The sequence below is a fragment of the Acinetobacter sp. 22512 genome, from assembly GCF_052044755.1.
GTDB lineage: Bacteria > Pseudomonadota > Gammaproteobacteria > Pseudomonadales > Moraxellaceae > Acinetobacter > Acinetobacter pittii.
In genome coordinates this window covers 21,980-34,739 of the sequence record NZ_JBQENP010000023.1, presented here as the reverse complement: position 1 = coordinate 34,739, position 12,760 = coordinate 21,980, and the positions used below count along the sequence as shown (strand labels likewise).

Sequence of the window (12,760 nt, the reverse complement as noted above, 5' to 3'; positions counted from 1 at the left end):
CGGAGAATAATATTTATATGATCTTAAGATCTTTGCAAAGTTCAGAAATTGATCTTATTTGGCAGCAGATTAGCCGCCGTGAATTAATCACTCAAAACTACATACAAAAACAGCTACAGCTAGAATTGGTTGATTGTTTTTTTGATGTACAAAATTGGGACTCATACCATCTAGAAAATGACCCACCCAAACTAAAACAGCTCTTTGCACAAGGTTCAATATTTGTAGGTGCATTTGATGCTTCTGAAAAGCTCGTTGGCGTGAGCGTAGTCTCAAATCAAGTCATAACAGACTATCCTCACGCTAAATTACTCCACTATTTCTATGTCGATGCAGACCAGCAAGGTCAAGGCATTGGTGCTAAGCTTATGCAAGCCGCAAAAGAGTCCGCCAAGCAACTCGGTGCAGACCAACTGTATATTTCAGCAACCCCAAGTCGACGCACTGTAGACTTCTATATGAAGCATGGCGCGCAACCGTTAAGTGCGCCAGATCAACAACTTTGGCAGCTCGAACCTGAAGATATTCATTTACTATGTAACGTTTAGCTCTAAAGATTTAAGGATTTTCAACCCCAAAAGCTGAAAATCAAAATTTGTAAAACAAAAAAATGAAAAGTTAAGGTATTTATTAAAATAGATGCCTTGACTTAAATGACATCTAAATAATTAAATAAAATATTTTTTAAGTTATTGTTTTATAAAATATATTATTATTTTAATTTTATAGACACGCAGTTCATAAGGTTGAAAGATCTGTTTGATTATCAACGTATTAACTTATCTTCATATGCATGAATAAAGAATATCAATAAAAGCAATTGTTTGTTTACCCCTTTTTTGCCTAAAATAAGCTATTCGAAATGAAACCATATTTTTTAGGTAGCTGTCGCCATGACCTTTGTTGTCACTGAAAATTGTATTAAATGTAAATACCAAGATTGCGTAGAAGTTTGTCCTGTAGACTGTTTTTACGAAGGTCCGAATTTCCTAGTGATTAATCCGGATGAATGTATTGACTGTGCATTATGTGAACCAGAGTGCCCGGCAAATGCAATTTTCTCTGAAGATGAGTTACCTGAAGGCCAAGAAGTATTTATTGAATTAAATGCTGAACTTTCTCAAAAATGGCCTAATATTACTCAAATTGGCGATCAACCAGCTGACCGTGAAGAATGGAACGGCAAACCTGATAAATTACAATATCTTGAAAAGTAATTTCAAAAAAGATCAGCAACCGCTGATCTTTTTTTATACCCTATTCAAACATTTCATTGCAAATTCCTCGTAATTTGTGCACTGTTTTGCATTAAAATACCCGCAATATTTATAAGTGCTTAATTTTTCTTATGCGGAAGTTTTTGCAGAGTCTGGTACCCTTATGCATAATCCCAGCGGTTATGGTAGGTTGTGTCAGCTCTCCCCAACACACAACAACAGGCAAAACCTCTCCAAGTGGTAAACGAATCTTTATTCCACAAGAGCGCGTTATTATCGAGCGCCCAATTCCCCCTAAAGTTGAGCCTGCATCTTATCGAAGTTGGTTAAGTTCTGGTGAAAATTACCAACGTGTTCGTGAATACGAAAAATTCTTAACCCGAAATAACGTTGCAGGCATTGTGCCAAGCTTTGAGTTATTACGTTCAGCACGTGATTGGCAAAAATGTGGCCGCTCAGAATATGCTGTACCTAATCGCGAGCTATGGGGAAATTCTTTATCTACCCTACGCGTATTTAAATATTTAGTTGCAGCAAAAGTTCTTACCGACTTTGAAGTGACCTCGGTTTACCGAGACTTACCTTTAAATGAATGTGCAGGCGGCGCAAGCTCATCTAAACATTTATTTAACTCGGCAATCGATTTCCGTATTGGTCCTGAGTTCCCACAAGCTCAAGATTATGCATTTATCGAAAACACCAAGTTTAAACTTTGTCAGTTCTGGGCTCAGCATGGTCAAAGCTTAAATATGGGTATTGGTCTATATAGTTCAGGTCAAATTCATATCGACACTCAAGGCTATCGTACTTGGGGACCTGACCTCACCCGAAATAGTTCAATGTGTAATTTCTAATAAAAAACTCCTTTCAACTGAAAGGAGTTTTTTATTGTTCATTTCCCAATCAACCAAAATTTCTTGAAACGAAGATTTTTGCACTCTAGGCATAAACGTTTAAAATAGCCCGATCAACATATAGGTAAATTTGATTATGCAGCAGATGTGGACAGACATTGACCAATATATCGATTCACATTTAATTCCCGAAGATCCGCGACTCGAATATGCATTAAAGAATACCGATGAACACGGCTTTTCAAATCATCTTGCAGTAGCACCTAACCAAGGTATGTTCTTGCAGATGCTTATTCAAATGAATAAATGCAAACGAGTTTTAGAAATCGGAACCTTTGCTGCATATAGTACTATCTGGTTAGGCCGTGCCTTACCTGAAGACGGTTACTTACTCACCATAGAAGGCCGTGCTACTCATGCCGAAATGGCGCAGAAAAATATCGATCATGCCAATCTTCCTGTAAAAGTTGATCTTCGAGCTGGCCGTGCTGCAGATATCCTTGCTGCGATTGATCCTCAATCTATGGCGCCTTTTGATTTTATTTTCATTGATGCAGATAAACAGGGTTATCCTGAATATTTAGAATTGAGTCTGAAATTCTCAAGATCAGGTACGATTATCGTACTCGACAATGTAATTCGCGCAGGTGATATTTTAAATCCTGACAATAAAAAACCGAGTATTGAAGGCATCCGTGAAATGTTTAAAGCTTTAGAAAATCATCCGCAAATCTTGTCTTGTACAGCTCTGCAAACAGTTGGCTCAAAAGGTCATGATGGCTTCGCAATTGCAATTGTGAAATAATGGTTAAAAAATCATCTTTTTTATTTTATTATTTATAATCAATTAATTACTTTTATTACTGTTGCTTTTCCATATAGTTATCCACAAGATTTGCGGATAACTATATGCAAATCTCATCATTTAGCCACAAGTAATGGAACAGTCGCGTTTCGGAATATGGTTGTCGCAATACTTCCCAAGAAGAATTGATGAATTTTGCTATGACTAAATGCCCCTAACACAATGATTTGAATGCCGTGTTCTTGTTGGTACTCTAAAATATTTTGTGCAACATCACCATAACGGTAAACGGTGACTACATCTAGACCCGCTTGTTTAAGATAATGTTCTGGTTCATTTAATATTTCTGGATGATCACCTACATACACCAAATGACATTGCAGTGTTCGCAATAAGTCACTTTGGGCAATACGGCGCATCATTTTTTGACAAGTTGGCGAATATTCATAAGCAAAGATAAATCGTGTTGGCACTTTAAAGTTTTCACCAATGGTCAAAACAGTACAGTTCGCACCGCGGATGAAGTTTTCAACATTGCTACCGATTGGTTTGTGTTTCTCGGCTGCTCTTTCCCCGACTCGACCTAAAATAACGATGTCATTTTCATGTAAGAGATTAAAACTTTGTTCTAAAAAATCACCTTTTTCTTGAATTTTTGAGCTGGTAATTCCGTGTTTTTCTTGAATAAGATCAGAAATATGGCGGAGTAAATTATTACTATAATCTAACGCGAGTTCACTTTGTTTTTGCTCTAGCTCAGCTAACTCTTTTAGCAGCATTGCATTGCTTTCAAAGCCGATTACCCCACTAATTTCACCAAGATGGTAACTGGCTGGGTAATAGTCCAGAATTTGTAATAATACAAGTTCCCGTCCAGTCGCTTTAGCAACCCATGCTGCTGCATCAGCAATAGCATTAATACACGGTGATGAGTCAATACACGCAATAACACGGTTCATGTTAGCCTCTCTTCTTCAGGTCTATTGCCTTGGAGATTATTATTAAAACTTAGCTTTAACTTAACATAGATAAAAATTGGTATGTTAAGGTTTATGTATAAAAATCAACTTTTTTGTTTAAAGATCAAACATTTTATTACATTCTTGAGACTGCATTATTCTCTTAAACGAATAAATTTTGCGGGGTTCCCACCGACAATATGGTACGGCTCAACATCTTTAGTCACCATACTATTCATCCCGACCACAGCATGTTTACCGATTTTTATACCGTCTTTAATCCCCACATGCGCACCCAACCAAACGTCTTGCTCAATTTCAATTCCTTTGGACGTAACTGGCTGCTGGTAAAGTGGACGGTCGAGTTGCATCCCATGGTCAAATGCATATAAATAGCAATACGCGGCAATACGGACTTGGTCATGCAACTTTATACCCGTTCGCCCACCATCCAAAATACAATGATGGTTAATCGCGACTTCATTGCCGATTTCGAGTGGTCCATGCAATGTGCAATCAGCTGCAATAAAACTATTATCCCCAATAATAATTTTGCGGCCTGGTTCAGCAAAAATATGTGCTAACGGTGAAATAAAACAATTTTCACCAATCTCAACTGTTTCCATATCCATTAAATAAGCTTGATATTCCTTTTGCCACTCTTCAGCCCAAGCACGGTTTTTAGGTTTTAAAGTCCAATATAACCATGGCATATAGTTTAAGCGGTGCTTATGTTGCTCACGATATTTCAGTAAGGAATCAGTCATCAGTTAATTCCTCTTCAATTTTTAATTCTTCACGACCACGTGTTACGTCTCTGAGTTTTAAGGCGAGCGGTTCAATTTGATGTATCTGTAGTCTCGCTTCGATATCTACCCCTGTTGCCGTGTAGGTTTCCTGATATTCAATCTGTTGTTGATTCAGTTCATATTGAAATATCGCCCACTCATTAAAATGACAAGAAAAGTGAATCGTCTTCTTTGCAATGAGTTCAATACGTTCAGCCAATAATAAACATTGTCCAGCACAGCCACCGTATGCTCTAACAAGGCCACCCGTTCCCAGTTTTATACCGCCATACCAGCGGTTAACCATCACAATAATATTCGTCAGGTCATTCCCTTCAATAGTCGCCAAGATTGGACGGCCTGCTGTTCCTGACGGTTCACCATCATCGTTAAAGCGTACGTTATGCCCAATTTTCCAAGCCCAACATTGGTGAGTGGTCGAGATATCCTTGTTGTATTCTAAAAATTCTTTAACCTGCTGTTCATTTTCTACTGGCGCAGCGATCGCCTGAAATCTACTTTTTTTAATTTCTTCTTCAAATGTAATCTGTGATGCAATCGTAAAAGCCATAAATAAGATAAAGCATAATAAAAATCAAATTATAACGTGAATTTAATAGAATCAAACCTATAAAAAAAGCCCCGAATCTCGGGGCTTTTTTATTATCTTTCTCGTAATGCTTCTTTGGCTTTATTAAATGGTTTAAGTAAGTAATCAAGTACTGTTTTTTGACCAGTACGAATATCTACTGTTGCCACCATACCCGGTGTAATACCAAACGCTTTACCTTCTTTATTGTAAAGCTTGTCAGAATCAGTGCGGATATAAACACGATAATAGAATTGGTCCTGTTTCACTTCATCACGAATGGTGTCTGGTGAAATAACCGTAACCTTCCCTTTTAAACCACCATAAATTGAATAGTCATAGGCCGTGATCTTAACCAGTGCTTCTTGTCCCGGACGAATAAAGGCAATGTCGCGCGGCAAAATACGCGCTTCAATAAGCAATTGCTCATCAATCGGTACAATCGTCATCAGTTTACCGTTTTGTGGAACAACACCACCACGAGTAGTGACTGCAATTTCTTTGACCACACCACGCACCGGTGCTCTGAACACTGCACGGTCTAAACTGTCACTACGACCCAGTACAATTTGTTGTTGCGTTTCGCTATCCGTATTCGCTTTAGATAACTCTTCACGCGCTTTCACATAGTACTGGTTCTGCGCATCATTCATTTTATTTTGCAAATCATTTGCTTCACGACGTAAACGTAAAACCTCGACCTCACTTGCTGCACCTTTAGCAACCAAAGGCTCTGTCATCGCCAGTTCTTGTTGCACAAGTTGTAACGCCTGTCTTAAACCTGCAAGGGTTTGTTCAAGATCAGCACGACGCGAGCGATATAATGCAGTTTCTTCTTGTACTAACTTTGGTTCTTTCATCACAATTTCCGGAAAAACCAAAGGTGTACCGTTTACTTCTGCACGCAAACGCGCTGCTGTCGCTTGAGCAGAGATCAGTAAAGATCTTGATTCACCAACATTTGATGCAAAACGGGTTGGATCAAGCTGCGCAAGAATTTCGCCTTTTTGAACGATGTCACCTTCTTGTACATTCAGCTTGGTTAAGATACCGCCTTCTAAAGACTGGATGACCTGCTCTTTAGATGATGGAATGACTTTACCTGTACCAGTAGAAACTTCTTCAAGTTTAAATACCCACGCCCAGATAAAGAAAATAACCAAGCCAATGCCCACAATCCAGATCACTAGACTGGCACGTGGTAAGGGTGGCTCACTATAAGAGACATTCATTGAACGGGTGAGTTGTTGTTCTTGTTGTGGTTCGCTCATGAATTACCCCCTTGGCTCACTTGTTTTTGTTGGGCTGTTGATTGATTGAGTACCTGATCTCTTGGACCGTCCATCACGATTTTGCCTTCATTCACGACAATAATACGGTCCACCAGTTCTAATACAGCGCGGCGGTGGGTCGCAACGACCAAAGTACGATGTGCCAGCCAACCTTTTAAATGATCAATCAGTTGTTTCTCTGCCACGTCATCAATGGCTGCTGTCGGTTCGTCTAACAATAAAATGTTAGGTTGACGAATCAATAGACGAGCCAGTAACAATGCTTGTTTCTGACCACCAGAGAAACCAACACCACCTTCTAAAATCAGGTGATCTAGCCCTTCTTTTTTCTCTTGAACAAAAGGTAATGCACCAGTCACTACTAGCGCACGAAGAATCTCTTCATCCGTTGCAAGCGGCGCACCTAAAGTGAGGTTTTCACGAATCGTACCGTAGAAAAGATGCGCATTCTGGTTAAGTAAGCCCATATCACGACGTACATCAGACGGATCAATTAATGAAAGATCGAGACCATCTAAATGTACCGCGCCTTGAGTTGGAACTTGCATACCAGATAGAAGCTGGAGCAGTGTCGATTTACCTGCACCATTACGTCCCAATATGGCAATTTTTTCACCAGCACGAATTTTTAAATGACGGATTGCCAAACTTGGTTTCGGGTCTTCTTCGCCATATTGGAATAAGACATTTTTTAATTCGTAATCGCCATTTAAAACTGCTTTGTGTACCAGATGCGAACGGTCTGCCTGATCGATCGGACGTTGCATAAGCTCATCAAGGCTTTGTTTGGCAACTTTTGCTTGCTGTAAACGACCTAACACACCTGTAATTTGTGCAATCGGTGCCAACATACGTGAAGATAGAATTGAACAAGCTACTAACGCACCTGTAGTCATTTCACCTTCCATCACCGCAAAACATCCTACCAACACCACAATTGCATAGGTTAACCCCTGAAGCATTTGAGTCCATGCCATTAAGGTACCGACGATTTTACGCTGTCTCATCCCGATATCGGCTGAAACCTCGTTCATGTGGTTCCACTGGTTTTGGAAGCGAGACTCAGCACGTAATAGCTTAATGTCTTCAATACCCTGCACCGCTTCAACAAGAATGGCATTACGGATTGAAGATTCTCTCATACCTTCTTGTGCGAGTTGCGCTAGCTTCTTCTGTGCCAGAATACCCGGCAAAAGCATAAGTGGCACAACCAGCAACATCACCCAAAACAGTTTTCCACCAATAATCGCAAAAATGATCAGGAAGAGGAAAAAGAACGGGAAATCGGCAATTGCACTAATGGTGGTTGAAGTCACCAGCTCACGAACACCTTCGAGCTCACGAATCTGGGAAATAAAACTACCTGTAGATTTTGAACGGTCTTTATTCTTGATACGTAAGGCATGACCAAATACACGGTCAGACACCCGTAAGTCAGCACGCTTACCAATAATATCGGATAAGTACACGCGTGATATACGTAAGGTAAATTCAAAAAGTGCTGCAATAAGCACACCGCCTGCCAACACCCATAGGGTCGGGATAGACTGAGATGGAACAACACGGTCATACACTTGCATTGAGAAAATAATGGTTGCCAGTGCCAATACGTTGGCAATCAGTGAGGCAAACATAATATCAACGTAGCGTTTCCAGTCTCTTAAAACAATCGACCAGAACCAACTTGCTTCGTATGGTTTGATATATTCGTCAATACGCGCATCGGGAATAGACGTTTCAGGACGCAGGATATAGACATTCTTAATCGTTGTTTTTAAGACATCTAAGCTTAAATTTTGGGAAAGGCCACGATCTCCACTAAACTGGATACTGACATTTCCTTGAGTATCGGCCTTATCAATTACACCAACTTGTCCGTCATTAAACTCGACCATGACCGGTAAACGCCATGGATTAAGTAAATCTAATGAAAAAGGTACTTTACGTAAATTGAGTCCAACCTGACGTGTCATTAACTGCAAAACATCATCAAGGTTTTGATTTTGGTTCCAGTCAAGTTGTAAACGAATTCTTTCTTCTGAAGGCTCAATTCTATAATGTTTAGCAATCGTTAAGACCGCCTGTAACCAGGGCTGGTAATTTATTTTTGTCATCATGGTTGTACTTCGAACCCCTGAATTGAAATATTATTTAAGTCATAAGCTTGGCGGGAACGTCCTGTTGCTGCAATGTACTGAACAATACTGCTATAAATGTCATAACGTGCAGTTTCGAGTTCTGAATTGGCACTATGAATCGCTTGTTCAGCATTCAGTAAGTCAACCAATGAACGGGTACCGAGTTTGTACTGCTCTTGATAGAGTTCGCGTGTACGAACTGTCGTCGCTTGGCGGTTGGCTAAAACCTGCATTTGACGTTGTTTATTTTCAATTTGTTCACGGCTGGTTCTGATCTGATCGAGCACATCCAGATACACAGAATTCACTTTAGATTTAGCTGCTTCTTCTGCATAACTTGCCATTTTTACTTGGGAAGAAACTGCCCCACCTTGATAAAACTGGCTGGTGGCTTCAAGCATGATGGAACTATATAAACCATCATCTTCATCATTGTTTGGGTTTTTTCCATTAATGGCCTGACTGACCGAGCCTTTCACTGCCAAAGTTGGATAACGTGTTAAACGGGTCTGTTCCTTTTGGGCTTTAGCCACTTCAATGCCCGCTTGTGCAGCGATCATTTTTGGAATGGTATTAAACTCAGGTTCACCATATAAATCAGACACTTTCACCAAATCATCTGAAATAATCCAACCTGTACGTGAAACATCACCACCCAACAATGTTCTTAAATGTTGTTGGTACTGACGTAACAAAGATTGCTGGGCAATCAAACCGGACTGCGCAGCTTGTAAATAAGACTGGGCTTGGATCGGGTCAGCTTGGCTACTAATACCAGCATTTGCACGTAAATTAGCGATTTCCTGAATTCGCTGAATACCCGCAATTTGCTGCTCGGCAATTTTATTTAATTGGAGATAGCGCTGAATGTTGATAATCGACTGAGCCACATCAAGTGCAATATCATCAATACTGACCAACACATTCGCCTGTTCGACTTGGAGTTTGGCCTTCTCAACCGATACACCTGATTTGACTTTACCAAAATCATAAAGCATTTGAGTTGCGTTTAAAGTCAATAACTGCCGACCACGCTCGCCACTACTCAGGTCACCTGTAGTAATACCACCTGAAATTTGAGGATAATAACCTGCCTTCGCAACATCAATACCAGCATTTTGGCCAGCTAAAGTTGAAATGGCTTGGGAAATATCAGGGTTACGCTGGATGGCGATTTTCACCGCTTCCTGCAGAGTCATTTTCCTTGATGGCAAATTTGAATAAGATGAAGCTGCTCTATCATTGAGTTGAACAGTCGGAAACTCCTGCACTCTAGAACGATCTAGCCTAAAATTACTCAACTCTTGCATCTTAGCGACTTTAAATTCATCACTACTTTTAGGGGCAAAAAGTTGTGATAAGTTGTCTTTTAATGTGTGATATTGCTCACTTGGTTTAGCGGCATATATCACCATAGGTACATGCAGTGAAGTTAAAAGCATCAACCCTTTCAGGAAAGCTGGCTTTTTACATGTCCTTTTTACTCTTCTCTGGTTATATCCAATCATGCTTGTCTTGTTGATCTTGTTTGTTATCGTTTAAAAGCTTTTACATTCTACATATTTTTTTGCATAAAGAAGCATAAATGCAGGAATAATTCACACATTATTTTTTCATCAAGTGAACCGTGTAATTTATTGTTTTTTAATAATTAAATATAAAAAAGCTAAAAAGAAGCATTGACCTCTTTTTAGCCAAATAGATTAACTTTTTTATTTAAACTGTAAAATCGTCACCTAAGTAGACTTTACGTACCTGTTCGTTATCCAGAATTTCTTGTGGAGTGCCTTCTGCAATTACCGCACCTTCGCTCACAATATACGCACGTTCACAGATTGCTAAAGTTTCACGTACGTTATGGTCTGTGATAAGCACACCAATACCGCGATCTTTTAAGGTTTGGATAATATCTTTAATATCGCCTACCGAAATTGGATCGACACCGGCAAACGGTTCATCAAGTAACATAAACTTAGGATCAGCAGCCAATGCACGTGCAATTTCAGCACGGCGGCGCTCACCACCAGACACACTCATTCCCAATGAATCTTTAATATGACTGATTTTAAAGTCATTCAACAATTCAGTAAGACGTTGTTGGCGCTGTTGCTTATTTAAGTCTTTGCGTGTTTCTAAAATAGACATAATATTTTCAGCAATTGTCAGCTTTCTAAAAATAGAAGCTTCTTGCGGAAGATATCCGATTCCTTTACGTGCCCGTTCATGCATTGCCAAATCGGACATATCAAGATCATCAAGGTGAATTTCACCTTTGTCCATACGCACTAGCCCAACAACCATATAGAAGCTTGTTGTTTTTCCTGCGCCGTTAGGGCCAAGCAAACCAACAATCTGTCCACTTTGCATACTAAAAGATACGTCTTTGACGACCCAACGTTTACTATAGTTTTTTGCTAAGTGCTTAATACACAAAGTTTGGGGTTGAAGAGCTTGTTGCATTAGTCACGCGCTCCTGGGAAACTTTTTGAAGTTGATGGCGGAATAATAATTTGAACGCGGTTTGATGATGAACCTTGAGCTTCAACATCACCTTTGTTCATACTATATTTCAATGAGTTACCACGGATGCTTGAACCATCTTGATATAGATATGCACCACCAGTCAAAGTAATAATGCCTGTATCTGCATTATAAACAATGGTTTGCCCCTCGCCTCGTGCAACGCCCTTGTCAGCACTAATTTGCTGTTGGAATTTAGATGGTCTACCTTTGGCAGTAATCGTTTGAATTTCACGCTTAGAGTTTAGCGTAGCAACAATTGAGTCGGCTTGAAGCTTCATCGTACCTTGTTCAATCACGACATTACCCGTATAAGTCGTTAAACCCGTTTTCTCATTATAAGTTGCACGGTCTGCCACTAACGAAATTTGTTGATTACGGTCAGACGGTAAAGCAAAAGTCGAAGCAGATGATAAAGCAACGAATGTAATTACCGCAGCTTGTTTTAGGAAAGCTGAAGAACGTTTTAAATTAAGACTTTGGTGCATACTTTCCTCGAATATTAAAAAATTCGTACTGACCATTATTCAAATTAGCTTTTAATCCTTTGCTGACAAACTCGGCTTGCGGAGATTGAACAACCACTTGGTGATCTGTTTCAATTTCTCTGGTTTTTGGATATCCAGTTAACTCATCAGTTTGGAATTCAATCTTCCCTTGGGGCGCCAGTTTAGTTGCGACCACATCACCCGATAAAATAACTTTACGGTTATCATCGTAGCCATTTGCCTGTTTTGCAAAGAATGTCGCATCAACTTTGCCATCTTTATACATCGAGGCATTAAGTTGATCCAACTTTGATGTTTTTTGTTGCATATCCTGTTCAAGCTGACGAACTTCAGCACGAATATACAAATTGCCTTGATCATCAGTTTGAGTCAAATGGACGCCCTGCGCTGAATATGTCATATTCTTCGCAGAACCAATGTCTAGTTTTTTTGCCTTGCCACTATAGTAGTAGTAACCACCACTTATAGCAGCAACCACTACAGCAACAATTGATAAAACTCTGGTATCCATGAGCAGGAATAGCCTACCTTTTTAAGTAATCTTATTATTAATGCGGTACTGCAAGATATTTTTCAAGAAGTTCTTGGTAAATGCCTTTTGCGATCAGCAACATATCACAGACTTCACGTACAGCACCACGCCCACCCATCGACTGCGTAACCAAATGCGCACGGCGACGTACTTCTTCGTGACCATTTGGCACAGTAACACTCATACCTGCAATTGCAAAAGCAGATAAATCAGGCCAATCATCGCCCATATATAAGCAATCAGACGGCAAAATATTAAACTGCGCACAAGCTTCACGAAGTGCTGAGCCCTTGTCTTCACGGCCTTGAAAAACGAGGTCTACACCTAAATCAGACATACGTTTTTCAACAATATTGCTTTTTCGGCCTGTAATAATGATAACTTTCATGCCGGCTTGCTGTGCAAGCTTCATTCCTAAACCATCACGAATATCGAATGATTTAATTTCATCGCCACTATTGGTTAAGGTTACGAAGCCATCACTCAAAATACCATCAACATCCAGAACCAATGCCTGTAAATGACGTGCTTGTTCTAACAATGCATAAGATGCCATT

Annotated in this window: 14 protein-coding genes; 4 read left to right on the top strand and 10 right to left on the bottom strand. The window is 39.8% G+C overall.

From position 1 onward, the window contains the following. Positions 1 to 17: 17 nt before the first annotated feature. The 4 genes from ACTJJG_RS16960 (at position 18) to ACTJJG_RS16945 (ending at position 2,876) form a co-directional block, all read left to right on the top strand. The gene (locus tag ACTJJG_RS16960) at positions 18 to 548 is read left to right on the top strand and encodes a GNAT family N-acetyltransferase (RefSeq protein WP_069119782.1); all 531 of its coding nucleotides are present in this window, start codon (positions 18 to 20) and stop codon (positions 546 to 548) included. A 345-nt stretch (positions 549 to 893) separates the two neighbouring features. Then, positions 894 to 1,217: a ferredoxin FdxA gene (gene fdxA / locus ACTJJG_RS16955; RefSeq protein WP_002051033.1), complete on the top strand. Its 324-nt coding sequence runs from the start codon at positions 894 to 896 to the stop codon at positions 1,215 to 1,217. 131 nt (positions 1,218 to 1,348) lie between these two features. Next, a complete protein-coding gene (locus ACTJJG_RS16950; protein ID WP_005802595.1) occupies positions 1,349 to 2,071 on the top strand; it encodes a D-Ala-D-Ala carboxypeptidase family metallohydrolase in 723 nt (240 codons plus the stop codon). Between the two features lie 136 nt (positions 2,072 to 2,207). Continuing rightward, positions 2,208 to 2,876, top strand: coding sequence for an O-methyltransferase (locus tag ACTJJG_RS16945; RefSeq protein ID WP_069119784.1), 669 nt, complete (start codon positions 2,208 to 2,210; stop codon positions 2,874 to 2,876). Positions 2,877 to 2,992: 116 nt separating this feature from the next. On the opposite strand, the gene ACTJJG_RS16940 is transcribed toward ACTJJG_RS16945, so the two are convergent. From ACTJJG_RS16940 to ACTJJG_RS16895, 10 genes are all read right to left on the bottom strand, one after another. Beyond that, a complete protein-coding gene (locus ACTJJG_RS16940; RefSeq protein ID WP_002115820.1) occupies positions 2,993 to 3,835 on the bottom strand; it encodes a universal stress protein in 843 nt (280 codons plus the stop codon). A gap of 155 nt (positions 3,836 to 3,990) precedes the next feature. Beyond that, positions 3,991 to 4,602: a DapH/DapD/GlmU-related protein gene (locus ACTJJG_RS16935; RefSeq protein WP_372552803.1), complete on the bottom strand. Its 612-nt coding sequence runs from the start codon at positions 4,600 to 4,602 to the stop codon at positions 3,991 to 3,993. Continuing rightward, positions 4,595 to 5,194 carry an IMPACT family protein gene (locus tag ACTJJG_RS16930; protein ID WP_032003907.1) on the bottom strand — a complete coding sequence of 200 codons (600 nt, stop codon included), beginning with the start codon at positions 5,192 to 5,194 and terminating at the stop codon, positions 4,595 to 4,597. The genes ACTJJG_RS16935 and ACTJJG_RS16930 overlap by 8 nt, the downstream gene beginning before the upstream one ends. A 92-nt stretch (positions 5,195 to 5,286) precedes the next feature. Next, the gene (locus ACTJJG_RS16925) at positions 5,287 to 6,483 is read right to left on the bottom strand and encodes an HlyD family efflux transporter periplasmic adaptor subunit (protein WP_005076849.1); all 1,197 of its coding nucleotides are present in this window, start codon (positions 6,481 to 6,483) and stop codon (positions 5,287 to 5,289) included. Beyond that, on the bottom strand, positions 6,480 to 8,621 hold the full coding sequence (locus tag ACTJJG_RS16920) for a type I secretion system permease/ATPase (protein WP_182917436.1): 2,142 nt from the start codon (positions 8,619 to 8,621) through the stop codon (positions 6,480 to 6,482). Before ACTJJG_RS16920 ends, ACTJJG_RS16925 begins: the two co-directional genes overlap by 4 nt. Continuing rightward, entirely contained in the window at positions 8,618 to 10,084 is a 1,467-nt protein-coding gene (locus ACTJJG_RS16915; protein ID WP_005076852.1) for a TolC family protein, read from the bottom strand. Before ACTJJG_RS16915 ends, ACTJJG_RS16920 begins: the two co-directional genes overlap by 4 nt. A gap of 274 nt (positions 10,085 to 10,358) precedes the next feature. Then, complete coding sequence (gene lptB / locus ACTJJG_RS16910) at positions 10,359 to 11,102, bottom strand: LPS export ABC transporter ATP-binding protein (RefSeq protein ID WP_002122331.1); 744 nt, start codon at positions 11,100 to 11,102, stop codon at positions 10,359 to 10,361. After that, positions 11,102 to 11,650 (bottom strand): lipopolysaccharide transport periplasmic protein LptA, encoded by a 549-nt coding sequence (gene lptA, locus ACTJJG_RS16905; protein ID WP_002122334.1) that lies wholly within the window; start codon positions 11,648 to 11,650, stop codon positions 11,102 to 11,104. Before lptA ends, lptB begins: the two co-directional genes overlap by 1 nt. Further along, on the bottom strand, positions 11,634 to 12,182 hold the full coding sequence (gene lptC / locus ACTJJG_RS16900) for an LPS export ABC transporter periplasmic protein LptC (protein ID WP_005070181.1): 549 nt from the start codon (positions 12,180 to 12,182) through the stop codon (positions 11,634 to 11,636). Before lptC ends, lptA begins: the two co-directional genes overlap by 17 nt. Before the next feature lie 37 nt (positions 12,183 to 12,219). Further along, positions 12,220 to 12,759, bottom strand: a complete 540-nt coding sequence (locus ACTJJG_RS16895; RefSeq protein ID WP_002122322.1) for a KdsC family phosphatase — start codon at positions 12,757 to 12,759, stop codon at positions 12,220 to 12,222. Position 12,760: the final 1 nt, after the last annotated feature.

Bases quoted from the DNA above. Each gene is read 5' to 3' on its own strand.
- ACTJJG_RS16960 (WP_069119782.1), top strand. From the start codon at position 18: ATGATCTTAAGATCTTTGCAAAGTTCAGAAATTGATCTTATTTGGCAG.
- fdxA (WP_002051033.1), top strand. From the start codon at position 894: ATGACCTTTGTTGTCACTGAAAATTGTATTAAATGTAAATACCAAGAT.
- ACTJJG_RS16950 (WP_005802595.1), top strand. From the start codon at position 1,349: ATGCGGAAGTTTTTGCAGAGTCTGGTACCCTTATGCATAATCCCAGCG.
- ACTJJG_RS16945 (WP_069119784.1), top strand. From the start codon at position 2,208: ATGCAGCAGATGTGGACAGACATTGACCAATATATCGATTCACATTTA.
- ACTJJG_RS16940 (WP_002115820.1), bottom strand. From the start codon at position 3,835: ATGAACCGTGTTATTGCGTGTATTGACTCATCACCGTGTATTAATGCT.
- ACTJJG_RS16935 (WP_372552803.1), bottom strand. From the start codon at position 4,602: ATGACTGATTCCTTACTGAAATATCGTGAGCAACATAAGCACCGCTTA.
- ACTJJG_RS16930 (WP_032003907.1), bottom strand. From the start codon at position 5,194: ATGGCTTTTACGATTGCATCACAGATTACATTTGAAGAAGAAATTAAA.
- ACTJJG_RS16925 (WP_005076849.1), bottom strand. From the start codon at position 6,483: ATGAGCGAACCACAACAAGAACAACAACTCACCCGTTCAATGAATGTC.
- ACTJJG_RS16920 (WP_182917436.1), bottom strand. From the start codon at position 8,621: ATGATGACAAAAATAAATTACCAGCCCTGGTTACAGGCGGTCTTAACG.
- ACTJJG_RS16915 (WP_005076852.1), bottom strand. From the start codon at position 10,084: ATGCTTTTAACTTCACTGCATGTACCTATGGTGATATATGCCGCTAAA.
- lptB (WP_002122331.1), bottom strand. From the start codon at position 11,102: ATGCAACAAGCTCTTCAACCCCAAACTTTGTGTATTAAGCACTTAGCA.
- lptA (WP_002122334.1), bottom strand. From the start codon at position 11,650: ATGCACCAAAGTCTTAATTTAAAACGTTCTTCAGCTTTCCTAAAACAA.
- lptC (WP_005070181.1), bottom strand. From the start codon at position 12,182: ATGGATACCAGAGTTTTATCAATTGTTGCTGTAGTGGTTGCTGCTATA.
- ACTJJG_RS16895 (WP_002122322.1), bottom strand. From the start codon at position 12,759: ATGGCATCTTATGCATTGTTAGAACAAGCACGTCATTTACAGGCATTG.